27 protein-coding genes are annotated in these 25819 nt (G+C 68.8%); 10 read left to right on the top strand and 17 right to left on the bottom strand.

The window, feature by feature from the left end:
• Positions 1 to 27: 27 nt before the first annotated feature.
• Both ON04_RS12945 and sdhC read right to left on the bottom strand, forming a co-directional pair.
• Positions 28 to 459: a succinate dehydrogenase hydrophobic membrane anchor subunit gene (locus ON04_RS12945; protein WP_010542052.1), complete on the bottom strand. Its 432-nt coding sequence runs from the start codon at positions 457 to 459 to the stop codon at positions 28 to 30.
• Between the two features lie 14 nt (positions 460 to 473).
• Positions 474 to 881, bottom strand: coding sequence for a succinate dehydrogenase, cytochrome b556 subunit (gene sdhC, locus ON04_RS12940; protein ID WP_081477188.1), 408 nt, complete (start codon positions 879 to 881; stop codon positions 474 to 476).
• Positions 882 to 1071: 190 nt separating this feature from the next.
• Between sdhC and ON04_RS12935 the strand changes: the two genes are divergently transcribed.
• Together ON04_RS12935 and ON04_RS12930 are read left to right on the top strand one after the other, a co-directional pair.
• On the top strand, positions 1072 to 1500 hold the full coding sequence (locus tag ON04_RS12935; RefSeq protein ID WP_010542050.1) for a cytidine deaminase: 429 nt from the start codon (positions 1072 to 1074) through the stop codon (positions 1498 to 1500).
• Entirely contained in the window at positions 1497 to 2822 is a 1326-nt protein-coding gene (locus tag ON04_RS12930; RefSeq protein ID WP_010542049.1) for a thymidine phosphorylase, read from the top strand. The genes ON04_RS12935 and ON04_RS12930 overlap by 4 nt, the downstream gene beginning before the upstream one ends.
• 161 nt (positions 2823 to 2983) lie before the next feature.
• Here ON04_RS12930 and ON04_RS12925 read toward each other — a convergent pair whose 3' ends face one another.
• The 5 genes from ON04_RS12925 to ON04_RS12905 are packed head-to-tail and all read right to left on the bottom strand — an operon-like array spanning position 2984 to position 6342.
• Positions 2984 to 4204: a primosomal protein gene (locus tag ON04_RS12925; RefSeq protein ID WP_193350635.1), complete on the bottom strand. Its 1221-nt coding sequence runs from the start codon at positions 4202 to 4204 to the stop codon at positions 2984 to 2986.
• 24 nt (positions 4205 to 4228) lie between these two features.
• On the bottom strand, positions 4229 to 4609 hold the full coding sequence (locus ON04_RS12920; RefSeq protein ID WP_010542047.1) for a YbaB/EbfC family nucleoid-associated protein: 381 nt from the start codon (positions 4607 to 4609) through the stop codon (positions 4229 to 4231).
• Positions 4606 to 4872: a hypothetical protein gene (locus ON04_RS12915; protein ID WP_010542046.1), complete on the bottom strand. Its 267-nt coding sequence runs from the start codon at positions 4870 to 4872 to the stop codon at positions 4606 to 4608. The genes ON04_RS12920 and ON04_RS12915 overlap by 4 nt, the downstream gene beginning before the upstream one ends.
• On the bottom strand, positions 4869 to 5999 hold the full coding sequence (locus ON04_RS12910) for a C40 family peptidase (RefSeq protein WP_010542045.1): 1131 nt from the start codon (positions 5997 to 5999) through the stop codon (positions 4869 to 4871). Before ON04_RS12910 ends, ON04_RS12915 begins: the two co-directional genes overlap by 4 nt.
• A gap of 4 nt (positions 6000 to 6003) precedes the next feature.
• Positions 6004 to 6342, bottom strand: coding sequence for a type VII secretion target (locus ON04_RS12905; RefSeq protein ID WP_010542044.1), 339 nt, complete (start codon positions 6340 to 6342; stop codon positions 6004 to 6006).
• Between the two features lie 112 nt (positions 6343 to 6454).
• On the opposite strand from ON04_RS12905, the gene upp reads away from it, so the two are divergent.
• Positions 6455 to 7078 (top strand): uracil phosphoribosyltransferase, encoded by a 624-nt coding sequence (gene upp, locus ON04_RS12900; RefSeq protein ID WP_010542043.1) that lies wholly within the window; start codon positions 6455 to 6457, stop codon positions 7076 to 7078.
• A 3-nt stretch (positions 7079 to 7081) separates the two neighbouring features.
• Here upp and ON04_RS12895 read toward each other — a convergent pair whose 3' ends face one another.
• From ON04_RS12895 to ON04_RS12885, 3 genes are read right to left on the bottom strand one after another with little or no spacing between them, the layout of a single operon-like run.
• A complete protein-coding gene (locus tag ON04_RS12895; protein ID WP_010542042.1) occupies positions 7082 to 8578 on the bottom strand; it encodes a phosphohexomutase domain-containing protein in 1497 nt (498 codons plus the stop codon).
• 10 nt (positions 8579 to 8588) lie between these two features.
• Complete coding sequence (locus ON04_RS12890; RefSeq protein WP_029458405.1) at positions 8589 to 9464, bottom strand: purine-nucleoside phosphorylase; 876 nt, start codon at positions 9462 to 9464, stop codon at positions 8589 to 8591.
• Positions 9461 to 9997: a gamma-glutamylcyclotransferase family protein gene (locus ON04_RS12885; RefSeq protein ID WP_010542040.1), complete on the bottom strand. Its 537-nt coding sequence runs from the start codon at positions 9995 to 9997 to the stop codon at positions 9461 to 9463. Before ON04_RS12885 ends, ON04_RS12890 begins: the two co-directional genes overlap by 4 nt.
• A 149-nt stretch (positions 9998 to 10146) precedes the next feature.
• Between ON04_RS12885 and ON04_RS12880 the strand changes: the two genes are divergently transcribed.
• Positions 10147 to 11553, top strand: coding sequence for an NAD(P)H-quinone dehydrogenase (locus tag ON04_RS12880; protein WP_010542039.1), 1407 nt, complete (start codon positions 10147 to 10149; stop codon positions 11551 to 11553).
• Positions 11554 to 11590: 37 nt separating this feature from the next.
• Here the strand turns inward: ON04_RS12880 and glpK are convergent, their stop codons facing one another.
• A complete protein-coding gene (glpK, locus tag ON04_RS12875) occupies positions 11591 to 13150 on the bottom strand; it encodes a glycerol kinase GlpK (protein ID WP_010542038.1) in 1560 nt (519 codons plus the stop codon).
• Between the two features lie 80 nt (positions 13151 to 13230).
• Between glpK and ON04_RS12870 the strand changes: the two genes are divergently transcribed.
• A complete protein-coding gene (locus tag ON04_RS12870) occupies positions 13231 to 15015 on the top strand; it encodes a glycerol-3-phosphate dehydrogenase/oxidase (RefSeq protein ID WP_010542037.1) in 1785 nt (594 codons plus the stop codon).
• A 123-nt stretch (positions 15016 to 15138) separates the two neighbouring features.
• Here ON04_RS12870 and ON04_RS12865 read toward each other — a convergent pair whose 3' ends face one another.
• The 5 genes from ON04_RS12865 to ON04_RS12845 form a co-directional block, all read right to left on the bottom strand.
• Entirely contained in the window at positions 15139 to 16926 is a 1788-nt protein-coding gene (locus ON04_RS12865; protein ID WP_010542036.1) for an acetyl/propionyl/methylcrotonyl-CoA carboxylase subunit alpha, read from the bottom strand.
• Positions 16927 to 17111: 185 nt separating this feature from the next.
• Positions 17112 to 17792, bottom strand: coding sequence for a Maf family protein (locus ON04_RS12860; RefSeq protein WP_010542035.1), 681 nt, complete (start codon positions 17790 to 17792; stop codon positions 17112 to 17114).
• Between the two features lie 21 nt (positions 17793 to 17813).
• Positions 17814 to 18215, bottom strand: a complete 402-nt coding sequence (locus tag ON04_RS12855; protein WP_010542034.1) for a cupin domain-containing protein — start codon at positions 18213 to 18215, stop codon at positions 17814 to 17816.
• A gap of 211 nt (positions 18216 to 18426) precedes the next feature.
• Entirely contained in the window at positions 18427 to 18684 is a 258-nt protein-coding gene (locus ON04_RS12850; RefSeq protein WP_010542033.1) for an acyl-CoA carboxylase subunit epsilon, read from the bottom strand.
• On the bottom strand, positions 18681 to 20330 hold the full coding sequence (locus ON04_RS12845) for an acyl-CoA carboxylase subunit beta (protein ID WP_010542032.1): 1650 nt from the start codon (positions 20328 to 20330) through the stop codon (positions 18681 to 18683). The genes ON04_RS12850 and ON04_RS12845 overlap by 4 nt, the downstream gene beginning before the upstream one ends.
• Before the next feature lie 76 nt (positions 20331 to 20406).
• On the opposite strand from ON04_RS12845, the gene ON04_RS12840 reads away from it, so the two are divergent.
• The 5 genes from ON04_RS12840 to ON04_RS12820 all read left to right on the top strand — a co-directional run bounded on the left by ON04_RS12840 (position 20407) and on the right by ON04_RS12820 (position 25104).
• Complete coding sequence (locus ON04_RS12840) at positions 20407 to 21315, top strand: biotin--[acetyl-CoA-carboxylase] ligase (protein ID WP_050815353.1); 909 nt, start codon at positions 20407 to 20409, stop codon at positions 21313 to 21315.
• Positions 21316 to 21318: 3 nt separating this feature from the next.
• Complete coding sequence (locus ON04_RS12835; protein WP_010542030.1) at positions 21319 to 21882, top strand: PH domain-containing protein; 564 nt, start codon at positions 21319 to 21321, stop codon at positions 21880 to 21882.
• Positions 21883 to 21904: 22 nt separating this feature from the next.
• Complete coding sequence (locus tag ON04_RS12830) at positions 21905 to 23191, top strand: 5-(carboxyamino)imidazole ribonucleotide synthase (protein WP_010542029.1); 1287 nt, start codon at positions 21905 to 21907, stop codon at positions 23189 to 23191.
• A gap of 29 nt (positions 23192 to 23220) precedes the next feature.
• Complete coding sequence (purE, locus tag ON04_RS12825; RefSeq protein ID WP_029458400.1) at positions 23221 to 23733, top strand: 5-(carboxyamino)imidazole ribonucleotide mutase; 513 nt, start codon at positions 23221 to 23223, stop codon at positions 23731 to 23733.
• Between the two features lie 201 nt (positions 23734 to 23934).
• Complete coding sequence (locus tag ON04_RS12820) at positions 23935 to 25104, top strand: acyl-CoA dehydrogenase family protein (protein ID WP_010542027.1); 1170 nt, start codon at positions 23935 to 23937, stop codon at positions 25102 to 25104.
• A 4-nt stretch (positions 25105 to 25108) separates the two neighbouring features.
• On the opposite strand, the gene ON04_RS12815 is transcribed toward ON04_RS12820, so the two are convergent.
• Positions 25109 to 25798, bottom strand: coding sequence for a TIGR03089 family protein (locus ON04_RS12815; RefSeq protein WP_010542026.1), 690 nt, complete (start codon positions 25796 to 25798; stop codon positions 25109 to 25111).
• Positions 25799 to 25819 lie beyond the last annotated feature (21 nt).

Here is a 25819-nt window from a genome sequence, read left to right as displayed (position 1 = left end):
GGAAAATGGGGAGTCCGCAGCCGTCGATCAGATGTCGTAGGCGAGGCCGAAGATTGCGTAGGTGCCCAGGACGAGGACCAGGACCGTGGCGGCGATCAGGAGCGCGTTGAGCCAGAACCGGGTGGAGTCCTTGCGGGAGTAGTCCGCGATGACTGTGCGGACACCGTTGGCGCCGTGGAGCTGCGCCAACCAGAGCATGAGGATGTCCCACGTGGCCCAGAAGGGGCTCTGCCAGCGCTCGGCGACGTAGTCCCAGTCGAGGCGGTGGACGCCGTCGTCGACCATGAGGCCGACGAAGAGGTGGCCGAACGTGAGGATGACCAGCGCCACACCGGAGGCGCGCATGAACATCCACGCGTTCCGCTCGAAGTTGCCGCGCGAGCGCAGGCGGGGGGACCGGGGCTGGGCCAGCGAGGCCGGGCGGTCGTAGGAGGTCTGGAGAACAGGTGCGTCTGCCATGGTGATCGTTCTCCTTAGATGTGCTCGAAGAGGAGGAAGAGGAGGCGAGCGGTCGCGGCGGCAAACACCACGACCCAGATCGCCAGAACCGCCCACAGCATCTGACGCTGGTAGCGGGCGCCCTTGGACCAGAAGTCCACGAGCACGATCCGGAGGCCGTTGAGGCCGTGGTACAGGACAAGCGCGACCAGTCCGATCTCCATGAGACCGACGATCGGGGTCTTGTACGAATCGATCACGCTGTCGTAGGTATCGGGACTCACCGTGACCAGCGAGGTGTCCAGCACGTGAACGAAGAGGAAGAAGAAGATTGCTACGCCGGAGATGCGATGTGCGACCCACGACCACATCCCCGGGTCACCCTTGTAAATGTTGACCTTTTTAGAGGGGGCCGGACGCGCCGGCGCCTGCGCAGTACTCATGGGCTTGTCGTGCCTCCGAATCGTCTGGGCGTCATGCCATCGGCGCACGTTCCGGCTCGCGAGCACAGCGGGCGCCTACTAGGACTTTAGACCTGAGATCTGACTGATGAAAAGCAGGGTGGGTACCGTGGCATGAACAGATTCTCCCTGTTAGGGGACCCTAAATAAAGTTACCGGAGGGTAAGTCGAGGTGTTATCCAGCGAAACCGCAGCACAACACAGCGAGTTTATTGACAAGCTCAACCAGGCGGCGCTCGCCGCTGCGGGGAAGGCCTACCGTCCGTACTCCGGACTGGGGGTGGGTGCCGCGGCGGTGGCCGTCGCGCCCGGCGGCTCGGAGGTCAGGATCGTCACCGGGTGCAACGTGGAGAACGCCTCGTTCGGTCTGACTCTCTGCGCCGAATGTTCCCTGGTCTCAGACCTCCACCGGACCGGCGGCGGGAGGCTGTTCGAGATCGTCGTCGTCTCCCACACCGGCGACCTCCTCGCCCCGTGCGGACGTTGCCGGCAGCTCCTTTATGAGCACGGCGGCCCGGACCTGGTGGTCCACATCGCTCGCGGCCCGGTGCGTCTGGGCGAGCTGCTCCCTGACGCCTTCGGCCCGGAGCACCTGGCGTGAACGGGGTCACAGAGGCGGGGCGGAGCCTCGATGCCGTACGGATCATCGAGGCGAAGAGGGACGGGAGGGAGCTCGACGACGACGAGATCGACTGGATAGTCGACGCCTTCACCCGCGGGGCGGCGCCGCCCGAGCAGATGTCCGCGTTGGCCATGGCGATCTACTTCCGAGGGATGAGCGGGCGGGAGATGTCCCGGTGGACCACCGCGATGGTGAATTCGGGATCGCGGATGGACCTGTCCGGCCTGACCCGCGGCGGGCGGACGGTGCCCACGGTCGACAAGCATTCGACTGGCGGGGTCGGCGACGCGATCACGCTCGTGCTGACGCCGCTGCTGGCCACGTGGGACGTCGCGGTCCCGCAGTTGTCCGGGCGCGGTCTAGGCCACACGGGCGGCACGCTCGACAAGCTGGAGTCCATCCCCGGCTGGCGCGCCGATCTCGACGCCACCCGGATGCGGGAGATCCTTTCCGGGACGGGCGCGGTGATCTGCGCGGCCGGAGCCGACCTCGCCCCGGCCGACCGTGCGCTCTACGCGCTGCGAGACATCACGGGCACCGTTCCGTCGATCCCGCTCATCGCCTCTTCGATCATGAGCAAGAAGATCGCCGAGGGTACGGGCGCCCTGGTCCTGGACGTCAAGTTCGGGTCCGGCGCCTTTATGGTCGATCGCGCCGACGCATCGGAACTGGCCCGGGTGATGGTGGAGATCGGCACCAACGCGGGCGTCCGCTCCAGCGCCCTGGTCACCACCATGCACACTCCGCTCGGTCGGGCGGTAGGCAATGCGCTCGAGGTGACCGAGTGCCTTGAGATCCTCGACGGGGGCGGCCCTGCGGACATGGTCGATCTCACGTGCGCGCTGGCTGAAGAGGCGCTGGCCGCAGTGGGGATCGTGGGCGCGGACCCCCGCGAACGGCTGGCCGACGGGCGCGCGATGGACTCGTACCGGGCGCTGATCTCGGCTCAGGGCGGCGACCCCGATGCCATGCTCCCCAGGGCCTCACACGTCGAGCAGGTGACGGCGCCGACCGCGGGCCGTATCCACTGGAACGCGCTCGGCGTCGGCCGGGCGTCATGGCTGTCCGGGGCGGGCCGGAGCAGACCGGGGGAATCCGTCGACCCTGCTGCGGGCGTGCTACTCGAGCGGCTCGATGGCGAGCAGGTCAGCGCCGGCGACGTGGTGGCCACGGTGCATACGGGAAATGCGGAGCGGATCCCTGCTGCGGTGGCCGAACTCGGCCGGGCCCTCGAGTTCGGCGAGGACCAGCCTGGCAGCGGACCCGCTGGGGTAGTGGTCGAGCGCCTGCGCGGCTGGTAATCCGGCCACCCACCCCACTCGACCACCCATCCCGCTTGCCCCTCCCACTATTCGCCGCGAAGAGTGTTCCGCGCGCATCGCTCGAGTAGACACGTGCGAAACACTCTTGGCGGCGAGGGGCGAGGAGCAGGCCGCGACGGTCGAGGTGCGACGGCCGAGATTCAGGCGATGTCCGGCGTGGTGACGAGCTTCTCCACGTCGTCGACCAGGTCGCGCCACTCGGAGGTCTCGTCGTCGAAGGGGCCGGAGGGTTCGAGAAGCTTGGTGTCATCCGGGTTGAGCACGTAGTTCAGAAAGCGTCGCAGTGCTGAGCCACGGCCGGTCACCGAGGCCTCCAGGTCGGCGTCGCCGACGTAGTTGGCCAGGTCGGTGATGAATTCGACGGCCAGCCCCAGCTGTTCGGAGTCCACCATGCCCGGGCCGACCTCGATGTCGCGATCCAGTCCGGCCAGCACGTAGGCGTTGTCGACGGTCACGTGGACGTCGAGGCTGCCGTCGGTCGCGGCGATCTTCACGCGTTCAAACGTGGCGACCCGACTGAGCGTCTCGTCGTCGTTGTCCGCCAGGTAGCGGGACAGTCCGCGAGGGCTGGTGAACACGTACACCTGGTCGCCGTCGCCGAGGAACACGGGCCGGTCGCCCAGGTAGCACCTCAGGCTCAGGTATTCCTGGTCAGCAAATACGATCTTGACCGGGTCGATTCCCACGCCCTCCCAGATCGAGCCCTCGGGGTAACCCGTGGGCGCCGCTTCGGGCTCGGGCTCCGGCTCGGGGAGTGCAGCCTCGGCGGTCTCGAGATCCGTGCGGGCCCGCTCGACCTCCGCGGGGTCGACGCCGGGCCGGGTCATGACGTCCTGGATCGCGTCGAGGACGTCGTCCCAGCCCTTGGCGACGGTCTTACGGATGGACTTCCACAGCTTCAGGCCGTCGCGGCCATAGAACTCGTCCATGCCGTGGGTGACGGACGCGAGCACCGGGTTTCCGTTGAAGAACTTGGTGACACTGTCGAGTTCGCACACCTCGCCGATCGAACGAGCGATCGCGAAGGACTGGTCGATCTCATTGACCGACGACTCGGTGGGCTTGTCGCCCAGCAGTTCCATAACGCCGACGAGGTCGTAACAGTTCTCGTCATCCGCGCGGAATGTCAGGACGTCAGACTGCGCGAACTCCGACCACGACGGGTGATCCACCAGGTCATGCTTCTTATCGCTGCGGACCAGAGCCAGGAGTTCGGCGGTGGAGTCCAGCGCGTAGAGGTCCTCGTCGAGACCGAGAAAAGCCTCCCAGTCGTCGTTGTCCTCGCGCCAGCTTGGCGCCCAGAGGGTGGTGATGTCTCCCTCCGGGAGACCGAGCTCGATCGGGACGATGTCCTTGGCCATGCGGGTCAGCATATCCACGGCCGGTCAGCCGGTGCCACGGCCCGTCGCGGAGGCGTCGGCAATCCGCCCTGCGGCGTGCTCCGCGGCCCGCTTCCGTCCGGTCACGGCCAGAGCGACCGAACCCGAGACCAACTCCGCCCGACGGGCATTGGCCTGTTCGACGGCGGAGGAGGTCGCTTCGAGGATGGATGCGGATACCGTCTGCGCGCCATGCCGACGCAAACCCGGCGCCAACACCAGGTCCACAACGGCCCCGCCGGAATCCGCGGTCGCGGTGGCGAGCTGGTCGCTGCTCGAGGCCACCACCCGCAGCGTCTCGAGCTGATCGTGGGCGGATTCCCACTCGGCCGCGATCCCGCGCAGACGGTCGAGAAAAGCCTCGACGTCCAGTCCGCCGCCGCTCACCGGACGGACTCGTACAGCGCGTCGTCGTCCGTGTTCCAGGCGTCGGTTTCGCCCCACTGGCCGTCCTCGGCAATGTGCTCGAGGAGTTCCCGCGCCTCACCCGCCGCCGCGGTAATGGCGCGAAGCACCGCCCGCGCGACCTCGGAGGGCGTGCGATTGAGGAGATTGCCAGGCAGGGCCAGCCCAACCGGGACACCGTCAGTGCCGACCTCGGCCACGACGCCGGTCATGGGGTCGGTGTGACGGCAGGATTCGGGGGTCATCCGCCTGTCGGGCGGTAGAAGCCGTAGAAAGACATGCCGATATTGTCGGTCCGAAGGCCGGAAACCGCCACAGGGTCCCCGGCTTCGACGATCTGGCCATTGCCGATGTACATGGCCACGTGGCCGTCCCAGACCAGCAGATCGCCAGCCGCGAGGTCCTGTTGCGACACCTGGACACCCACGCCCTGCTCCTGGGCCAGTCGCGGGATCTCCACACCCGCATCCCGGTATGCCCACTGCGTCAGACCACTGCAGTCCAGGCCCTGACCCGGGGTGGTGCCGCCCCAAACATAGGGCACGCCCTGCTGGCTCAGCGCGTTGCGGACCGCTCCAGCGGCGTTCTCGTTGGGCGCGGTGGCCACCGACCCGTCGGGCAGAACCACCTCGACACCGCTGCCGATCACCCCGGAGCCTGCGTCGCCGGAGGCCACCGGCCCCGGAGTTGAAGACTGGCCTGCCTCGGCACCAACACCGGCCCCTGCCTCGAGGCCACCAGTTGAGCCCCCGTCGCCGGAGAATGCTCCCGGCCCGGATCCCGAATAGGCCACGGTCGAGGCGTTGATGGCGCTACCGCCGGTGCTGGAGTCGGCGCTGAGCATGCCGGGCATCCGTGGGGCCGGCGGGATCCCGGAGGCGATCGCGTTCATTTCGGCGGTCGGTGCCTGCAGTTCGAGCTGGACCCGCTCGGCCACCTGGATGCCGCGGGCAAGATGCTCGGTCGCCAGCCCCAGTAGCGCGATCTGCCCAGGTGGGGACAGAAGTGTGGGGCCGAGCGCGGCGGCACGCGTGATGAATTGCTGCACGATGCCTATCACCTCGATCGTCCCCCTTACCACGATGTCAGCGGCCACGGAGGTCACGCGCGCGATCTCCACCGCCGATTCACTCAGCGCACCCACCGTCCGGCCGACCTCGGCGATCGACTGGGCGGCCCCCAACGAGGCCAGTGAGTCCCAGGATTCCGAGAGCAGGCGCTCGAGTGGTGCCCCGACCTGCTGGGCCACTTCAAGTCCGTCGCTGACGGGCTTCATGAGGTTCTGCGCCTCGGCGGGGACGAACTCCTCGGTCGAGAGCAGATCGAGGATCTGCTTGATGGGCCCGGCGTAGGCCAGTGCATCGGCGATCATCGGATCACACCTGCCTGTCGGCGACGTGGCCGCCGGCGATGCCGAGTGCCTGAGCCGTCGAGGTGTCGGTGTCCTCGTAGAGTCCCGCCGTCTCCGTGATCAGGTCGCCGGCCGCGTCGGTCACCCGCGCCACCCCGGCAAGGACCTCTCGATGACGTGCGGTGGCCGTCAGAAGGGCGGACATGAAGTCAGCGCCCACCGGCCCCACGACCGGGGAGATGGCGTCGACGGGTAGCCCGTCCACCGCCTGGAGCGCGCTTCCCAGTGAGCTCCCCAGCTCCCGTAATCCGGTGCCCAACTCACGTAAACCGTCTACGTGGACGTCGATCGCCCCGTCAGCCATGGTGTCGTCCCCTCAAGTGGTTCTTTCTGTCCCGTCACAGGGTTCGACGTGCCCGGGTGTCAATCCGGTTCCACCCGTCCAGAAATATTTTCCGTGTGGAATCCTGACGAGCATGGACATCAATGTCGTGGATCACCCGCTGGTCGGGGACCGGCTCCGCACGCTTCGCGATTCCGCCACCGACACCGCGGGGTTCCGGGCCGCGATGGACGCGCTCGGCACCATGCTCTGCTACGAGGCATTCCGCGCCGTGCCCACCAAGACGGTGACCGTCACCACCCCGATCACCGACACGTCCGCGGTCGCGGTGGACGGCACTCCGCTCATCGTCCCGGTCCTGCGGGCCGGCCTGGGACTGCTGGAGCCGGCCACCCGGCTGCTGCCCGGTGCCCAGGTGGGCTTCATCGGACTCGCCCGTGACGAGGAGAGCCACGAGCCGGTGTCCTACCTGTGCTCGCTACCCGACGATCTCGACGGACGCCACGTGGTGGTGCTCGACCCGATGCTCGCGACCGGCGGCTCACTGGTATCGACGCTGGAGACGCTGGCCGCGCGCGGTGCGACCGGGGTGACCGTGGTGTGCGTGTTGTGCGCGCCGGAGGGGATCGAGACCGTCCGCGAATCGGGACTGGCGGCGTCGCTGTTCACCGCGACGATCGACGAGCGGCTCGACGACGACGCCTTCATCGTCCCCGGGCTGGGAGACGCGGGCGATCGTCTTTTCGGCCCCCGCTGACGCTCACGTCCGGGCCGCCTCGGCGACCGCCCGGGCCAGCAGGCCCAGTCGTCGCACGGCGTCGTGCCGGTCTGTTTCGGACGGGCCGGCCGCCGTCCACGCCTCGACGTAGGTCTTGAGCAGTGGTTCCGTTCCGGACGGACGAACCACCGCGCGGGCGCCGTCGACACTCAGCCTGAACCCCGCCGTACCGTCGAGTTGACGGACCTGACCGTCGGAGGCGAGTAGTCCGGCGGCTCGATCCAGCGCCCTGGAGACGACGATGCCGGGCTCGAGTGGGAGCGGGGCGTTGCGCCGCAGGTGGGCGCCGAATTCGACGTCGAGGCGGTGGAGTCGCTCGTCGACCGTCGGCCCGTCGGAGCCGAGCATCGCGCACCAGGCGGCGGCGGTGGCGATCCCGTCCTTGTCCGCGACCAGCTCCGGCAGCACGCAGTGTCCGATCGCCTCCTCATATGCGTAGCGGAGCGGTTCGCCCGCACGTACCAGCCATTTGAACCCGGTGAGGGTCTCGACGTGCCGCCCGCCCCGCGCCGGCACGAGCAGCGACGGCAGTCGCGAGGACACGATCGTTGACGCCACCACCGGAGCCCCCGGCCCGCGCGTCGATCCCGGTAGGGGCGTGCGCAGCAGTTGGTCGGCCAGCACGGCACCGGTCTGGTCGCCGTCGAGCATCCGCCACCGCCCGTCGGGCCCGGCCAGGCCCACTGCGCACCGGTCGGCGTCGGGATCCAGGGCGATCGCCACATCGGCATCGATCCGGACGGCCAGTTCGAGCAGTCTCGCGGTGGTCTCCGGTCGCTCGGGGTTGGGCGAGGAGACGGTGGGGAAGTCCGGGTCCGGGTCCGCCTGTTCGGTCACCAGGTGGACATCGCCGACGCCGATCCCGGCCAGGACGCGGCGGCAGAGGTCGCCTCCCACCCCGTGGACGGGGGTCAGGGCCACGCGAGGCGCGCGAGGGGGCCGAGGCAGGGCCGCGACGACGCCGGCCACGTAGTCGTCGTCGAGTCGCGGGTCTACACGGATCCTCCGTGCACCGGCCGTCGGCACGGTGATCGACTCTCGGGCCGCGGCGTGCAGGTGGCTCTCGATGTCTGCGTCTGTCGGCGGCACGATCTGTGCGCCCCCGCGTCCGTAGACTTTGATGCCGTTGTCGCCTGCCGGATTGTGGGAGGCCGTCACCATGAGCCCGGCCACCGCTCCGCGCGCGCGCACCGCCGCGGCCACCACGGGAGTGGGGACGGGGCCTGAAGGAACGACGACGACGAGGTCGTGCGCCGCCACCACCGCCGCCACCAGGTCCACGAATCGGGCTGAGCCGTGCCGGGCATCCCCACCGACGATGACGGTCGACCCGGCTGGCTCCCGTTCGCGCAGGTATCGCGCGACGGCGGTGGCCACCAGGGTGACCGTGTGGTCGTTCATCCGTTCGGGCCCGGATCCGAGCGGGGCGCGGACGCCCGCGGTGCCGAAAGCCAATGTCACCGGCTGATTCCCGGACACGGGTTGCTCCTCAGGCGCGGGCGACCGCGGGGACCAGGGCCCGCAGTGCCCCGGTGAGGCGGGCGGACCCAGCAGCGCCGGCGGCCAGCACCTCGGTGTGGTCGAGTGGCTTCCCGGTGACCCCTGCGGCGAGGTTGGTCACGAGCGACATCGCCACCACGTCCAGCCCCAGACCGCGGGCGGCGATGGTCTCGGGCACGGTCGACATCCCCACCAGATCCGCGCCGAGCGTCCGCAACATGCCGATCTCGGCGGGGCTCTCGTACTGCGGGCCCGGCATAGCGGCGTAGACGCCCTCCGGTGGGTGGGTCCCAGCCCGCGCCCCGTCGTTCCCTCCGGGTCCGTCCCCGCCGACCGCGGCGATGGCCCGGGAGGCGGCCGCACGCAGGCGCGCGGAGTAGGCGTCGACCAGGTCCACGAATAGTGGACCTGTCAGCGGCGAGCGGCCGGTGAGGTTGAGGTGATCGCGGATCAGGACCAGGTCACCCACGGTGAGGTCGTCGCGCAGGCCGCCCGCCGCGTTGGTGAGGACCAACACCCGGGCACCCACCGCGGCGGCCACATGGGCCGGGTGGACAACGGGTTCCGTGCCGCGGCCTTCGTAAAGGTGGGTTCGACCGGCCACGGACAGCAACGGCACACCGTCGACCAGGCAGCTCGTCACGGTGCCGCGATGGCCGGCGGCTGACGGGGCCACGAACCCCGGCAGGTCCCGCACCGGAATCGTCACGGCGGTGCCGGCGTCGGCCAGGCCACCCACGACCTCGGACCAGCCGGAGCCCAGCACCAGGGTCACCTCGTGGGTGGTGCGGCCACTGGCCTCCGCGATCACCGCGGACGCGGTCTCGGCATCGCGAGTGGGGGAGAGCAGGGGCACCTCGATCAGGCGCCCGGGCCGACGTTGCGTGATTCCCGGGTTCGCAACTCGTGCACGTACGGGTCGGGGGCACCTGCACATTCGGCCGCGTCGGCGAGCAACCCCAGGTAGCGCGCCGAGGGCAGGCCTCCCTCGAAGGCGTCCATCACGTACAGCCACGCGAGTACCGAGTCGTCCGCCCCGGTGGGGGAGGCGGTCTCCACGGCGAACTCGGATTCCTGCGCGCTGACGGGGGGCCCGTCCGGCACGGTCGGCCGACGCTGGATGCGGACCCGGATCTTGCCGGCGGGTATCCGATCAGTGCCCTCCCACCGGTCGAGAGCGCGGGCGTCCTCATCGGGGACGTCGTAGAGCACCACGAAGACCCGCGAGTCAGGATCCTCGACGACGGTGGCGACAGCGCCTTCCCACGTGGGGTCGTTCCCGGCGAAGGTCAAGCGCCAGCCGTTGAGCCACCCCGTCCCGGCGAAGGGCGAGTGCGGCGCGCGGATGTTCATCTGGTCGGGATGCATGTTGGTCCCGTACGCGGCGTAGAGAGGCACGAGGACAAGCCTAGTCCCTCGCCGGAGGGTGTTGCTCCAGTGTCCTCCGGCCGTGGAGCTGGTGTTCGACTACCGTGTACGGCGGACGCGGCGCCCGCCACAATGGGACGCGGCGCCCGGCCCTTACCCCTGTGAGCCGTGGAGGATCTGTGACGCAGCGCATCATCATCATCGGCGGCGGGCCCGCAGGCTACGAGGCGGCGCTGGTCGCGGCGCAATACGGAGCGGACGTCACGATCGTCGACTCGGACGGTATCGGCGGTAACTGCGTACTCCACGACTGTGTGCCCTCCAAGACGTTCATCGCCACCACGGGTGTACGGACCGACATGAGGCGCGCTGAGGAGATGGGCGTCCAGGCGCACTTCGATCCCACCGCGTACCGACTCGGACAGGTCAACGGTCGCGTGAAGTCGCTTGCGCGGGCCCAGTCCGCCGACATCCGTTCGCAGCTCCAGCGCGAGGGCGTGCGCCTACTCTCCGGAAGCGCGCGGCTGCACGACTCGAAGCCGGGAATGGCCTCGCACAGCGTCGCCGTGACCTTCGAGAACGGCCAGCAGAAGATCCTTGACGCCGACGTGGTGCTGGTGGCCACCGGTTCCAGCCCCCGGGTCCTGTCCGGTGGGGAGCCCGACGGCGAACGGATCCTCAACTGGCGACAGCTCTACGACCTCACCGAACTGCCCACGCACCTCGTGGTGATCGGCTCGGGCGTGACCGGTGCCGAGTTCGTTTCGGCGTTCACGGAGATGGGCGTCAAGGTCACCATGGTCTCTAGCCGGGACCGCGTACTACCGCACGAGGACGCCGACGCCGCGCTGGTGCTGGAGGAGGCGCTCAGCGAACGCGGCGTCTCCCTGGTCAAGCACGCGCGCGCGGACGCAGTGGAGCATCATCAGGACGGAATCATCGTCCGGCTCGGGGACGGCCGCACGGTCACGGGCTCGCACGCACTGATCTGTGTGGGTTCGGTACCCAACACCGACGGCCTGGGTCTGCAGAGCGCCGGCGTCGAACTGCAGCGCAGCGGCCACATCAAGGTTGACCGCGTCTCCCGTTCCACCGCCCCCGGCATCTACGCCGCCGGTGACTGCACGGACCTGTTCCCCCTGGCCTCCGTGGCCGCCATGCAGGGACGCATCGCGATGTACCACGCGCTCGGTGAGGGCGTCAGTCCCATCAAACTGCGTACTGTCGCCTCCGCGGTGTTCACCCGCCCGGAGATCGCCACGGTAGGTATCTCCCACGCGCAGATCGAGTCCGGGGAGGTACCGGCCCGTGTCGAGGTGATGCCACTGGCCGGTAATCCGCGGGCCAAGATGCGCAGCTTGCGCCGCGGTTTCGTCAAACTGTTCTGTCGTCCCGCCTCAGGCGTGGTGATCGGTGGCGTGGTGGTGGCGCCCACCGCGTCGGAACTCATCCTGCCGATCTCGGTCGCGGTGCGTAACCAGCTCACGGTGGCCGACCTCGCGGGCTCGTTCTCCGTCTATCCGTCGATGACGGGCACGATCACCGAGGCGGCCCGCCAGCTCATCCGCCACGACGACCTCGACTGACCCGAAGCGCTCTCTCGGGGCGCATGCAGCTCGCCGGTCATCCCTCCGCGTCGGCCCAGCCCAGGGTTCGCTCGACCGCCGCGTTCCACCGACCCAGCAGTCGCTCACGCTCGGCCTCGGGCATCTGCGGCGTCCAGCGCCGGTCCTCCCGCCACAGCTCACGCAGCCGGTCCGCGGAATCCCATTGACCCACTGCCAGGCCGGCCGCGAACGCGGCCCCCAGCGCTGTGGTCTCAGTGACCTCGGGTCGAACCACGTCGATCCCCAGGATGTCGGCCTGGAACTGCATGAGGAAATCGTTGACGACCATGCCGCCATCTACTCGCAGCGACTCCGCCGCCTCACCCGCGTCAGCTGCCATCGCATCGGTCATTTCGCGGGTCTGGAATGCTGTGGCCTCGAGAGCCGCCCTGGCCAGGTGGGCCCGGGTGTGGAAGCGGGTCAGGCCCACCATCACGCCCCTGGCATCCGGCCGCCAACGCGGTGCGAGCAGTCCGGAGAACGCGGGCACCAGGTAGCAGTCCCCGTTGTCCTCGATAGACCGCGCCAACTCCTCGGTCTCGTCCGCTCGCGAGATCACCCCGAGGTTGTCCCGTAGCCACTGCACCAGCGACCCGGCCACGGCCACCGAACCCTCCAGTGCGTACACGGGGTCCTGTCCCTCGAGCTGGTAGCAGACCGTGGTGAGCAGTCCGTTCTCGCTGAACTGCGGGGTCGTACCAGTGTTGACCAGCAGGAATGCGCCCGTCCCGTAGGTGTTCTTGGCTTCGCCGGGCTGGAAGCAGGTCTGCCCGAACATCGCCGCCTGCTGATCGCCAAGGATCCCGGCAATGGGCGTGCCACCGAACATGCGGCGCTCGGTGACCCGGCCCAGCACCCCGGACGAGGGGACGATCTCCGGCAGCATGGCCCGCGGCACGCCGATCTCGTGACACAACTCGTCACTCCACTCCATCGACCGCAGATCCATCAGCAGAGTGCGCGAGGCGTTGGTGACGTCGGTGACGTGAAGAGCGCCCTCGCCGTCGTTCCCACCTCGGCGCCCCCCGGTGAGGTTCCACACCAGCCAGGAATCGATGGTGCCGGCCAACAGTTCGCCGGCCTGGGCCCGCTCTGTGCCGCGCTCACCACGGGAGTCCAGATGCTGGAGGATCCACCGGATCTTGGGGCCGGAGAAATAGGTCGACAGGGGCAGTCCGGTGATATCGCGGAACCGGTTGTCGCCGTCGGGGTGGTCCGAGGCCAGGCGGGCGCAGATCCCGGAGGTGCGGGTGTCCTGCCAGACAATAGCGTTGTACACCGGCTCGCCGGTCGCCCTGTCCCACACCACCACCGTCTCGCGCTGGTTGGTGATGCCGATCGCCGTGACCAGCGCGGGCTCTAGATCCACGTGCCCGGCGACCTGGGCCATGGCGGTGCGCACGTTCTCCCAGATCTCCAAGGGGTCGTGTTCCACCCACCCCGCCCGCGGCAGGATCTGGCGATGCTCGACCTGCGCGGTCGCCGCGGGGACAGGGAGGCCGTCGTGGTCGAAGAGAATGGCCCGTGACGATGCGGTGCCCTGATCGATCGCCAGAATGTATGTGTTGCGACTCACACGGCCAAGCTTACGTCCGCCCGGGCGTAGAGTCGGGCCCGACCGGCCGGAAAACCGACACGGCCGCGAAGGGAGCACCCATGCCCACGATCAGGTCCCGTTCAGTCCTGGGCCCGGAGCGCCGCGCACAGGCGTGGCGGCGGTTGTCCGAGGACACGTTCGACGTCGTGATCGTGGGCGGGGGCGTGGTGGGTACGGGGAGCGCCCTGGACGCCGCGACCCGCGGCCTCAACGTCGCAGTGGTCGAGGCCCGTGACTTCGCCGCGGGTACCTCGTCCCGCAGCTCCAAGATGTTCCACGGGGGCCTGCGCTACCTCGAACAACTCGATTTCGGTCTGGTGGCAGAGGCCCTGCACGAGCGCGAGCTGAGCATGACGCGGCTTGCTCCGCACCTGGTGACACCGCTCAAGTTCCTGTTCCCGCTCACGCGACGATTCTGGGAGCGTCCCTACATGGCCGCCGGCTTCGTCTTGTACGACGTCATGGGTGGCGCGAAAAGCGTTCCTCCGCAGAAGCACTACAGCCGCGCCGGTGCCCACCGCATCGCCCCGGGGCTCCGTGAAGGCGCTGTGGTGGGCGGGATCCGCTATTGGGACACCCTTGTGGACGACGCCCGGCATACCCTCACCCTGGCCCGCACCGCCGCCCACCACGGCGCGGTGGTGGCCAATTCGACGCAGGTGATCGGTTACCTCCGCGACGGTGACCGGGTAACGGGGGTGCGGGTCCGTGACGCCGAAACCGGGCTCGAGACCGACGTCCGGGCCGCGGTTGTTCTCAACGCCGCCGGCGTGTGGACCGACCACCTCCAGAAGATGCTCGGGGAGGAGGGCGGATTCACCGTTCGCGCGTCCAAGGGCGTCCACATCGTGGTGGACCGGGACAAGGTGGACTCCGAGGCGGCGCTCATCCTGCGCACCGAGAAATCCGTCCTCTTTGTTATCCCGTGGGGTGAGTACTGGATTATCGGCACCACGGACACCGACTGGCAGCTCGACCTCGCCCACCCGGCGGCGACCGGCGCGGATATCGACTACATCCTCGGCCACGTGAACTCGGTCCTCACAGAGCCGATCGGCCGTGAGGACGTTCGCGGTGTCTACGCCGGACTGCGTCCTCTGCTCTCGGGCGGGGCCGATACCACCGCCAAGCTCTCCCGCGAGCACGCCGTGATGACCGTGGCGCCCGGAGCAGTGGTAGTGGCGGGTGGGAAGTACACCACCTATCGGGTGATGGCAGCCGATGCCGTGGACGCGGCCGTCGCCGAACTGGGGGAGCGGGCCGCGGGTGTACCGTCCTCGACAACCGAACGCATCCCGCTGCTCGGGGCCGACGGCTATCCGGGAATGGTCAACCGGGCCGACAGGATCGCCGATCACTACGAGGTCCGCGAGGAGCAGGTCCTGCACCTGCTGGGGCGGTACGGCACGCTCACCGAGGACGTGCTCGAGCTCGCCGCCGGTCGTCCGGACCTGCTGGAGACGCTGGGGGGAGCCGACGGCTACCTGCGCGTGGAGGTCGTCTATGCCGCGGTCGCCGAGGCAGCCCTCCATCTCGAGGACGTCCTGGTCCGCCGCACAAGGATCTCCATGGAGTATCAGCACGGCGGTGTCGACTGCGCCCGCGAGGTCGCCGACCTCATGGCGGAGATTCTCGATTGGGACGCGGACCGTGTCGCGCGGGAGGTGGAACTGTTCGAGCGGCGGATCGACGCCGAGAAGGCGAGCCAGGTCACCGAGTCCGACGACGAGGCGGACGGATTCCTTCGACGTGTGCCGGATGTCCGGCAATTCCTGGCGGAAGCGGCGTTTGACCCCGCGCGAGCGCAGCCGGTGGTCGACAGTTCCGCGGCCCGGGGCCACTGACGACCCCGCACGGCCGCGGCGGGCCGGAACCATGTCGTCGTCCCGCGTGCCCCTTCATATGCGGGAGGGCCCCGGCGACCTCATGGTCACCGGGGCCCTCCCGTACCTGCTGTCAGGAACAGGTCACTTGATCTCGCAGAGCACCGTGCCCTGGGTGACGGCGGCGCCGGCATCGACGGCGAGGTCGGTGATCACACCGTCCTTGTGCGCGGTGACCGGGTTCTCCATCTTCATGGCCTCGAGTACGGCGACCATGTCGCCTGCCTTGACCTCCTGGCCCTCCTCGACGGCGACCTTGACGACGGTGCCCTGCATGGGGGCCGAGACGGCGTCACCGGATGCGGCCGCACCGGCGGCGCCGCCACGGGTGCGGGACTTAGCCTTGCGACGGACCGTGCCGCCGTCGTGCGAACCGCCGAAGGCGAGGTCGCCGGGCAGGGAGACCTCGACGCGACGTCCGTCCACCTCCACGACGACCTTCTTGCGCTCGACGGGCTCGTCGTCGTCAGCGGGTGCGCCGGTCGGGGTCCACGGCTCGAGCGGGTTGTCCCACTCCTCCTCGATCCACTTGGTGTAAACGTCAAAGTTCTTGCCGTTACCGACAAATGCGGGGTTGGTGACGATATGCGCGTGGAACGGCAGGACCGTGGCCATGCCCTCGATCTTGTACTCGGCGAGCGCGCGGGCCGAACGGGCGAGCGCCTGGTCGCGATCCTCGCCCCAGACGATCAGCTTGGCGAGCATCGAGTCGAACTGGCCGCCGATGGTGTCGCCCTGCTCGACACCGGACTCCATGCGGACGCCCGGGCCGTTCGGCTCGCGGTACCCGGTGATGGTGCCGGGGGCGGGCAGGAAGCCGCGGCCGGCGTCCTCGCCGTTGATGCGGAACTCGAACGCGTGGCCGCGCGGGGTCGGGTCCTCGGTGAACTCCAGGACCTCGCCCTCGGCGATCTTGAACTGCTGGAGGACGAGGTCGATGCCGGCGGTCTCTTCGGTGATGGGGTGCTCCACCTGGAGGCGGGTGTTGACCTCGAGGAACGAGATCGTGTCGCCCTGGACCATGTACTCGACGGTGCCGGCGCCGTAGTAGCCAGCCTCCTTGCAGATGGCCTTGGCGGAGTCGTGAATTCGCTTGCGCTGATCGTCGGTCAGGAACGGCGCGGGGGCCTCCTCGACCAGCTTCTGGAAGCGGCGCTGCAGGGTGCAGTCGCGAGTACCGGCGACGATCACGTTGCCGTGCTGGTCGGCGAGGACCTGGGCCTCGACGTGGCGGGCCTTGTCGAGGTACTGCTCGACAAAGCACTCGCCGCGACCGAAGGCGGCCACGGCCTCACGAGTGGCCGACTCGAAGAGCTCGGCGACCTCGTCCATCTTGTGGGCGACCTTCATGCCGCGGCCACCGCCACCGAAGGCGGCCTTGATCGCGATGGGCAGGCCGTACTCCTCGGCAAACTTGACGACCTCGGAGGCGTCCGAGACCGGGTCCTTGGTGCCGGCGGCCATCGGAGCGTTCACACGCTCGGCAATGTGGCGGGCGGTGACCTTGTCACCCAGGTCGCGGATGGCCTGCGGCGGCGGGCCGATCCAGATCAGTCCGGCATCGATGACGGCCTGCGCGAAGTCGGCGTTCTCGGACAGGAATCCGTAACCGGGGTGCACGGCGTCAGCACCGGACTTGGCGGCGGCGTCCAGGATCTTGTCAAAGACGAGGTACGACTCCGCGGACGTGGTGCCGCCCAAGGCGAAGGCCTCGTCGGCCAGCTTGACGAACAGTGCGTCGGCGTCGGGCTCGGCGTATACGGCCACGCTGGCCAGACCGGCATCCTTCGCCGCGCGGATCACTCGGACGGCGATCTCGCCGCGGTTGGCGACGAGGACCTTGGTGATGTGAGAGCTGGCATGACTGGGCACTCAGGGCCTCCTGGTGATGGACGTCTTGACGACGGTGTCCCCGATGGGCCCACCGATATTCTTCAGCAGTCTAATGAGAGGCACCCCTCATGTGTGCTGTTGGGGGTCCAAGGGCTGGTCCGCGGGGGCGGATCGGCGGGGGCGGCATCCCTCTGACCTGCAGCGCGCCCGAGAATGCGAAATTTTCACGGACGCAATTCAGGCCGCCACACGCGGTGGGCGTGCATTCCAGCGCCGGCGAGGAGGCGCCGGAGGAGAGGCAGACTGAGACCGATGACACTCGACGGGTCGCCGTCGATCCTGTCGATGAACCAGCCACCGAGGGATTCGATGGTGAAGGCGCCCGCGCACTCGAGCGGTTCCCCTGTGCGCAAATACACGTCGAGGTCCGCATCCGACGGGGCACCGAAGTGGACGGTCGTGTCCGAGGTGTCCGATTCCACGCTGGTGACCCTGGGTGGGCCGTCGCCGGTGAGGTCCGCGACGATCAGCGAGTGGCCGGTCAGCAGCACGCCGTGCCGGCCGCGCATCCGCTTCCAGCGCTCCATGGCCCGCTCGTAGGTGTGTGGCTTGCCCTCGAGCTGGCCGTCGACGAGCAACATCGAATCGCATCCCACGAGCGCGAGGGTGTCGGCGCCGGTCGCGCGGGCATCCGCGGCTAAAGAGTCCCCTTCGCGTTCGAGGACGTCGTGCGCCTTGGCTCTCGCCAGCTCCTCGACCACCCGGACGTGTGGGGTTTCCGCCGGCAGCGAGGCACGGAGTGCGTCCTCGTCGACTCGCGGGTGACGGACCAGCGGGTCCACCCCCGCCTGCTCGAGGATCCGGAGGCGGGACGGGGAGGCCGAGGCGAGGACGAACGCGATCATGTACTCAGCGTAGCCACGAGCTCAGCTGCGGGGCAGCAGCATCGTGACGGTCAACGTGGTGGGTTCGAGTGCTCGTACCCAGTGCCGCAACTTCGCCGTCAGATGCAGGATCTCACCGGTCTGTAATTCGAGCGTGCGGTCGGGCAGTCCGAACTCCACACGACCCCTGAGTAACTGGATGAGAACGGGGTGGAACGCCGCATGGTCGGGCAGTTCCTGACCCTCGCCGAACTCGAACGAGACGATCTTGGTGGTCTCGTCCTCGTGGACGATCGACGCCCCCGGACGCTTGGCGGAGGGCTCGACCCGGCCGATGACGTCGGTGTGGTGGGTCGCCTCGCCTTGGTCGGTCCCGGCGCGTCGCCCGTGATCTCGGTCCTCGCTACCGGGATCCCGGTCGGAGGTCGTGTGTGCCTGGCTCATGGGGGCCTCCTCGGTACGGGCTGTCCCGGACAGCCTAGTGAGCTGCGGCCGCCGAGCCGGAAGCGACCGATGGCTCGGCCCCGCCTAGGACAACGACAGCCGCCCCTGGCCCTGCTCTCCGGCGCGCGCATCGGCGGGGGCTGGAGTGCAGGGCCAGAGGCGGCTGTGGGGTGGTGCTAGACCGCTCGGGGGTGGTGCGAATCTGCTCGTGTCAGTACTGCCGGCGGTTGAGGAACGAACTCGGGTTGTAACCGAACGGCGGGCGCAGGCGGTCCTCGTAGGAACCCCAGTCATTCTTGATGCCTGTCCGACGCTCGCCCTGGTGGGCCGCGTTGCCCTGTGCCGTGGCGAAGACGGCCGACAGGATTCCCACCTCGGTCGGAGTGGGGTTGCCGCCTTCGATACGGAAGAACGGCGCCGTGGGCTTCTCCGTCCCGCCCGTGGACTCAGAGTTCTGCTCGGCGGTCACAGCGGGATGTTCCCGTGCTTCTTGGCCGGCACCTCGACGACCTTCCGGTCCAGAAGGCGAAGGGCCTGCGATACCTGCAGTCGGGTGTGCGAGGGCGGAATCACCGCGTCGACGTAACCACGCTCGGCGGCGACGTAGGGGTTGACGAGCGTGTCCTCGTACTCGGCCTGCAGCTTGAGACGCAGGGCGTCCACGTCCTCGCCGTTGGCGGCGGCTTCCTTGAGCTGCGGCCGGTAGACGAACCCGACGGCACCGGAGGCACCCATGACGGCGATCTCCGCGGTCGGCCAGGCGAGGTTGATGTCCGCACCCATGTGCTTGGAGCCCATGACGTCGTACGCGCCGCCGTACGCCTTGCGGGTGATGACGGTGACCTTGCCGACGGTGGCCTCACCGTAGGCGTACAGCAGCTTCGCGCCGCGACGGATGATGCCGTCGAACTCCTGGCCGGTGCCGGGCAGGAAGCCCGGGACGTCGACCAGGGTGAGGATCGGGATGTTGAACGCGTCGCAGGTGCGGACGAAGCGGGCGGCCTTCTCGGAGGCCTTGATGTCGAGGCAGCCGGCGAACTGGGTGGGCTGGTTGGCCACCACGCCGACACTGCGACCCTCGATCCGGCCGTAGCCGACGATCACGTTCATGGCGTACTGGCCCTGGATCTCCAGGAACTCACCGTCGTCGACGATGTGGGCGATGACCTCATGCATGTCGTACGGGCTGTTGGACGAGTCCGGGATGATGGTGTCGAGTTCGTGGTCCTCGAGTGTGAGGTTGTCCTCGATCGCTCCCTCCGCGATCGGGAACGGGAAGCGCGGAGCCTCAGCCCGGTTGTTACTGGGGAGGTAGGAAAGCAGATCCTTGACGAAGTCCAGGGCATCCTGTTCGTCGGAGGCGGTGTAGTGCGACACGCCCGATTTGGTCATGTGCGTATTGGCGCCGCCCAGTTCTTCCTGGGTGACCTCCTCGCCGGTGACCGTCTTGATGACGTCCGGTCCGGTGACGAACATCTGCGAGGTCTTGTCGACCATCACGGTGAAGTCGGTGAGGGCGGGGGAGTAGACGTGGCCTCCGGCCGACGGGCCCATGACCAGCGAGACCTGCGGGATGACGCCGGAGGAGAGCACGTTGCGGTGGAAGATCTCGCCGTAGAGGCCGAGCGAGACCACGCCCTCCTGAATGCGGGCGCCGGCGCCGTGGTTGATGCCGATCATCGGCCGGCCTGTCTTGAGGGCCAGGTCCATCACCTTGACGATCTTCTCGCCGTAGACCTCACCCAACGATCCACCGAAGACGGTGGCGTCCTGCGAGAAGATGCAGACGCTGCGACCGTCGATGGTGCCGTAGCCGGTGATCACGCCGTCACCCAGCGGACGACGCTCGGCGAGCCCGAAGGTGGTGGCGCGGTGTCGTGCGAGCGCGTCGATCTCGACGAACGAACCCGGATCGAGGAGATTCTCGATCCGTTCGCGGGCCGTCATCAGGCCCTTTTCGTGGGTCCGGTCGATCGCGGCCTGTCCCATCGGGGCGCGGGCCTCGTCGAGGCGGCGACGCAGTTCGGACAGCTTCCCGGCGGTCGTGTGGATGTCGGGTGTCGCGGAGTCCGTCTGGACGTCGACGCCGACATCCGGTTCTGAGGCAGTCGTCATGTTGCAAGACTCTAACGACTCTTCCCGCGTCGTGGCGATGTGACCCGGCGTACTCCCCCGACGTCGACCCCGCCAGATGTCGGGCCAGCGACCTACTCTGGACCTCGTGCACGCAGATCACGGAACCGATTTCCCGCCCGGGCTGGACGCCGAAGCGCTTCGTCACGCGCTGGTGGGAGCCTCGGGCGCGCCGTACACCTCGCTCGAGGTGGTGGACGAGATCGGCTCCACCAACGCGGAATTGATGGCGCGGGCGGCCGGGGGAGCGCCGGATCGGAGCGTTCTGCTGGCGGAATACCAGGCTGCCGGCCGCGGAAGGCTCGGGCGCTTATGGACGGCGCCACCGCGCACCCAGGTTGCATTGAGCGTCCTGCTTCGCCCGGGCGCCGTCTCGCCGACGCTCTTCGGGTGGTTGCCCCTGGCGACGGGGCTGGCGGTGCGTGACGGTCTCCGCGCGGCCGGCGGAGTGGACGCCACCCTCAAGTGGCCCAACGACGTCCTGGTCGGGGGGCGGAAGATAGCGGGGATCCTCGCCGAGATGACCACGGTCCCGGGGGGCGGGGATTTCTCGGTGCGACTGCCCGCCGTGGTGGTGGGCGTGGGGATCAACGTCTTGCTTACCGCAGAGCAACTGCCGGTGCCGCACGCCACCTCACTGGCACTCAGCGGTGGATCTGTAGACCGGGAAGCGGTGGCCCGTGCGGTGCTCGAATCTCTGGCCCTGCGCCACCAGCAGTGGCGGGAGTGCGAACGGGGGAGCGGATCAACGGTTTCCGACGAGTTGATGGCGGCGTACACCCGGTCCTGTTCCACCATCGGCGCCGATGTACGCGTCGAACTCCCCGGAGACATCGTGCGTACCGGGCGCGCCGACAGGATCGATCGGGAGGGCCGTCTCGTCGTCGTCGACACCGACGGCGAGTTCGCCGTGGCCGCGGGCGACGTCACCCACATCCGTGGCGCCGGCGGCCGCTGGGGCGGCTGAACGGTGGGGTTCGTCAGGTCGGTCCTCGCCCCGGGCGAGGCGCTCATCGTCCACACCCACCCGCACTGGCGGCGGCTGGTGCGGCCCGCGTTGGTCGGGATCATCGGGGCCGGCCTGGCCGGGATCGCCGGTGGGTTCATCGAGGTCCAGGTGGTGCACCCGGGCGACCGCACGGCCACCTGGAGCATGGTGGCGGGCCTGTACACACTCATCGTGCTGCGATTCGGGGTCTGGCCGGCAGTGCGCTGGGCCCGCACCGACCTGGTGGTGACCGACGAACGTGTCCTCTACCGTCCCGCGGGCTCCACTCGGAGATGTGTGGACGTGCCGCTACGACGGATAAGCGCCGTCCGGTTCCGCCACACGCTCGCCGACCGCGCGCTGGGCACGGGTTGCCTCATACTCGAGCTCGGGCACCTGCCACCGGTGGAGATCGATCACGTACCCGAGGTGGCTCGCGTGCACGCCGCCGTCTACGACGAACTGCTTCGACTGCCGCCCCCGCCGCCTCCCGCCCCGCTGTCGCCGGCGCCCCGCTTTCGCTGGGGCCTCCCGGGGCGTAGGTGAGGACACCGTCAGACGTGAGAACATGGACGGCGTGAACGACGACTCGCGCATTCGCCGCAATCCCCTCGGTACGCCCGTCGTGGCGATGATCGGTGGGGGACAACTCGCCCGTATGACCCACCAGGCGGCCGTGGCACTGGGGCAGAGTCTGCGCGTGCTCGCTGCGGACCCTCAGGACCCGGCCGCACAGGTCACACCGGACGTGGTGATTGGTGCTCATGACGACCCCGATGCCGTGCGCACCGCGGCGGAGGGTGCCGATGTCATGACCTTCGACCACGAACACGTGCCACCGCAGATCCTGTTGGAACTTGAGGCGAACGGCGTTGCCGTGCGACCCCGAGCGTCCGCGCTGATCCACGCGCAGGACAAGCTCGTGATGAGACGTGCCCTGGCGGAGATCGGGGCCCCGGTCCCGCCCTTCACCGGCATCGACTCACTGGAGGACGTGCGCCGGTTCCACGGCGAGCAGGAGGGGCGCATCGTCCTCAAATCGGCGCGCGGCGGCTACGACGGCCGCGGTGTGTGGATGCCGGATTCGCTTGAGGAGGCCGAGCGGATCGCCGGGGAACAACTCGCGGCGGGCGTGCCGATGATGGCGGAGGCCCGCGTGCCGTGGACCCGTGAACTGTCCGCGATGGTCGCACGGTCGCCCTACGGACAGGGCGCCGTGTGGCCAGTCGTGGAGACCGTCCAGCGCGACGGCATCTGCGCGGTCGTCGTGGCTCCCGCGACCGGCTTGGACGACGACCTGCGTTCGGCCGTGCAGGCCACCGCGCTGCGGCTCGCCGAGCACCTCGACGTGACCGGCGTTATGGCGGTGGAGTTGTTCGAGGTCATCGGTGCCGACGGCAGGCCCGGGGTGCTGGTCAACGAGCTCGCTATGCGCCCCCATAACTCCGGCCACTGGACCATGGACGGCGCCGTCACCAGCCAGTTCGAGCAACACCTGCGGGCCGTGCTCGATTACCCGCTGGGCTCCACGGTCGCGACGGCACCGGTCACGGTGATGGCCAATGTCCTCGGCGCGCCCGACGCTCCTGCGATGAGCATGGATGAGCGGGTCCACCATCTAGGCGCCCGGTTCCCCCACGCGCGGGTTCACCTCTACGGCAAGTCAGAGCGTCCGGGCCGCAAGCTCGGGCACGTCAACGTCCTCTCTGATCCCGGAGTGGATCCCGACGACTCCGACCGGGTCGCCACCGTCCGCGCTGTGGCCGAACTCGCCGCCCACTGGCTCTCGCACGGTGAGTGGGCCGACGGCTGGGACCCCCACACGGGGGCTGCCGTCGGGGACTACGAACGCTGAGCTAACCCACCACGACGAAAGGCATGAAGATGACCGCGCGACAGGGCGGGCCGCAGGTCGGTCTGATCATGGGTAGCGACTCCGACTGGCCCACCATGGAGGCGGCCGCGGAGGCGCTGGCCGAGTTCGGTGTCACGTTCGAGGTGGGTGTGGTCTCCGCGCACCGCACACCGCAGAAGATGCTCGACTATGCGCGCTCGGCCGCGGGCCGGGGCGTGCGGGTGGTGATCGCCGGGGCAGGCGGCGCCGCGCACCTGCCCGGGATGGTCGCCTCGGCGACGCCGTTGCCGGTCATCGGCGTCCCGGTGCCGCTCAAGTACCTGGACGGGATGGACTCACTTCTGTCGATCGTGCAGATGCCGGCAGGGGTCCCCGTGGCCACCGTGTCGATCGGGGGCGCACGTAACGCCGGACTCCTGGCGGTGCGGATCCTCGCGACGTCCGATCCCGATCTGCTCAAGCGGATGGAGACCTTCCAGGCGGAGCTCGAGGCGATGGTGGAGCGCAAGGATGCCGCGTTGCGGCAGACCCTGCTCGGCTGATCCGGCGGGCCACGTTCCGGGATGCGGAAAGCGTGACTCCGGCGGAGCGGGGAATCCGGTTAACTGTTGGTAACTTGAACGCCTGGGTGCCTACCCGGGGCCGAGCCGACGATAATGGCGTCAACGCGCAGTCATCACGGCGGACGACCCCGGTCCGGCGGCCCGCGCGAACCGCACCCTAATCCCCTTGGAGGCCCGCATATGTCCGGCAACCCCGACTTTGACCTGTACCGCCCGGCGGAGGAGCACGAGGAGCTCCGGGCCGCGATCCGCGCTCTCTCCGAGAAGGAGATCGAGCCGCACGCAGCCGATGTCGATGAGCAGGAGCGGTTCCCGCAGGAGGCTCTCGATGCGCTCAACGCCTCGGGCTTCAACGCCCTGCACGTCCCGGAAGAGTACGGCGGCCAGGGTGCCGACTCGGTAGCGGCCTGCATCGTCATCGAGGAGGTCGCCCGTGTCTGCGGTTCGTCCTCGCTGATCCCCGCGGTCAACAAGCTCGGCACAATGGGCCTGATCCTCTCCGGCGGCGAGGACCTCAAGAAGAAGGTTCTGCCCGAGATCGCCGAGGGCAAGATGGCCTCCTACGCGTTGTCGGAGCGTGAAGCCGGTTCGGACGCCGCCGCGATGCGCACCCGCGCACGTCAGGACGGCGACGACTGGATCCTCAACGGCAACAAGGCGTGGATCACGAACGGCGGCAAGTCCACCTGGTACACCGTGATGGCCGTCACGGACCCGGAGAAGGGTGCCAACGGCATCTCCGCGTTCATGGTGCACGCCGACGACGAGGGCTTCGGCGTCTCGAAGACCGAGAAGAAGCTCGGCATCAAGGGCTCGCCCACCGCGGAGCTGTACTTCGAGGACGTCCGCATTCCGGGTGACCGGATAATCGGCGCGCCGGGCACCGGCTTCAAGACCGCACTGCAGACGCTCGACCACACCCGTCCGACCATCGGTGCGCAGGCTATCGGCATCGCTCAGGGTGCGCTTGACGCAGCGGTGGCCTACACCAAGGAGCGCAAGCAGTTCGGCCGTGCAATCTCCGACTTCCAGAACACGCAGTTCATGCTGGCCGATATGGCCATGAAGGTGCAGGCCGCCCGTTTGATGGTCTACACGGCCGCGGCCAACGCCGAGCGCGGCAGCGCGCCCGGGGGCGAGAAGCTGGGTTTCATGGCGGCAGCGTCCAAAACCTTTGCCTCGGATGTGGCGATGGAGGTCACCACTAACGCGGTGCAGCTCTTCGGCGGTGCCGGTTACACGCGCGACTTCCCCGTTGAGCGAATGATGCGCGACGCCAAGATCACACAGATCTACGAGGGCACCAATCAGGTGTGCCGCATGGTCATGGCCCGGCAGGTCCTGTCCTGACGGTCTAGAGGGTGAGCGTCGTCCGCTCGGTCGCCGCCAGGTCGGCGACCGAGGGGTCGTCCGCGCTGGCACCGGTGACCAGTACCGCCGTGCCTCCGGAGGCGAAGACGCGCGCGAGAACGGACACCACGTCGCCGCGCTGACTGCCTGCCACGAGCGCCCGTCCCGCCAGCGCGGGATCCACGAGGTCCTGAAGGGTCTTCCCGTCGAGCGCGGCGGATCCACCTGTGCCGGAGGGAACGAACGAGTCGGGGTGGATCCGGCATGCCTCGGCGAGATCGGTGACACCGGGTGGCACGTCGACGCCGGCTGACGACAGTGGACGGCCCATGGGGTCGGTGGTCATGAGGAGTGCCTCGACGTCGGTCGAGTGGTGGTCCAACCGGTCGGCGACGGTGACGACGGCAACGGCGTCATCAGCCGGCTCGGTGAGGACCTCGGCCCCGGCCCACCAGGCGCCGGTCAGCACACCGGCGGTGAGCCAGTGGGCGGGCAGGTCGCACACAATCTTGTCGCCGGGCATCACCCCCAGCTCATCGCGGAACATGCCCGCGATCTTGGCCGCCCAGTTGGCGGTCGAAGTCACGGACAATTCGATCCGTGAGGGGGCCGCCTGGTCGTAATGGGTGATCATCGGCGCCCCCGGATCGATCGCGAGGAGCGGTTGGAACACGGTGTCTGCGGCGGTCTTCATTGGATCAGCCTCCGGGGGCGT

The sequence above is a fragment of the Dietzia alimentaria 72 genome (assembly GCF_000226215.1).
Lineage (GTDB): Bacteria > Actinomycetota > Actinomycetes > Mycobacteriales > Mycobacteriaceae > Dietzia > Dietzia alimentaria.
Note: the sequence above shows the minus strand (reverse complement) of the source record. Positions and strands in the feature narration are given on the sequence as shown.

Bases quoted from the DNA above. Each gene is read 5' to 3' on its own strand.
- ON04_RS12830 (WP_010542029.1), top strand. From the start codon at position 21,905: ATGGACGGCGTGAACGACGACTCGCGCATTCGCCGCAATCCCCTCGGT.
- sdhC (WP_081477188.1), bottom strand. From the start codon at position 881: ATGAGTACTGCGCAGGCGCCGGCGCGTCCGGCCCCCTCTAAAAAGGTC.
- ON04_RS12870 (WP_010542037.1), top strand. From the start codon at position 13,231: ATGCCCACGATCAGGTCCCGTTCAGTCCTGGGCCCGGAGCGCCGCGCA.
- ON04_RS12925 (WP_193350635.1), bottom strand. From the start codon at position 4,204: ATGGCCAAGGACATCGTCCCGATCGAGCTCGGTCTCCCGGAGGGAGAC.
- ON04_RS12815 (WP_010542026.1), bottom strand. From the start codon at position 25,798: ATGAAGACCGCCGCAGACACCGTGTTCCAACCGCTCCTCGCGATCGAT.
- ON04_RS12845 (WP_010542032.1), bottom strand. From the start codon at position 20,330: ATGACGACTGCCTCAGAACCGGATGTCGGCGTCGACGTCCAGACGGAC.
- ON04_RS12860 (WP_010542035.1), bottom strand. From the start codon at position 17,792: ATGATCGCGTTCGTCCTCGCCTCGGCCTCCCCGTCCCGCCTCCGGATC.
- ON04_RS12945 (WP_010542052.1), bottom strand. From the start codon at position 459: ATGGCAGACGCACCTGTTCTCCAGACCTCCTACGACCGCCCGGCCTCG.
- ON04_RS12915 (WP_010542046.1), bottom strand. From the start codon at position 4,872: ATGACCCCCGAATCCTGCCGTCACACCGACCCCATGACCGGCGTCGTG.
- upp (WP_010542043.1), top strand. From the start codon at position 6,455: ATGGACATCAATGTCGTGGATCACCCGCTGGTCGGGGACCGGCTCCGC.
- ON04_RS12905 (WP_010542044.1), bottom strand. From the start codon at position 6,342: ATGGCTGACGGGGCGATCGACGTCCACGTAGACGGTTTACGTGAGTTG.
- ON04_RS12855 (WP_010542034.1), bottom strand. From the start codon at position 18,215: ATGAGCCAGGCACACACGACCTCCGACCGGGATCCCGGTAGCGAGGAC.
- ON04_RS12910 (WP_010542045.1), bottom strand. From the start codon at position 5,999: ATGATCGCCGATGCACTGGCCTACGCCGGGCCCATCAAGCAGATCCTC.
- ON04_RS12840 (WP_050815353.1), top strand. From the start codon at position 20,407: ATGTCGGGCCAGCGACCTACTCTGGACCTCGTGCACGCAGATCACGGA.
- ON04_RS12820 (WP_010542027.1), top strand. From the start codon at position 23,935: ATGTCCGGCAACCCCGACTTTGACCTGTACCGCCCGGCGGAGGAGCAC.
- purE (WP_029458400.1), top strand. From the start codon at position 23,221: ATGACCGCGCGACAGGGCGGGCCGCAGGTCGGTCTGATCATGGGTAGC.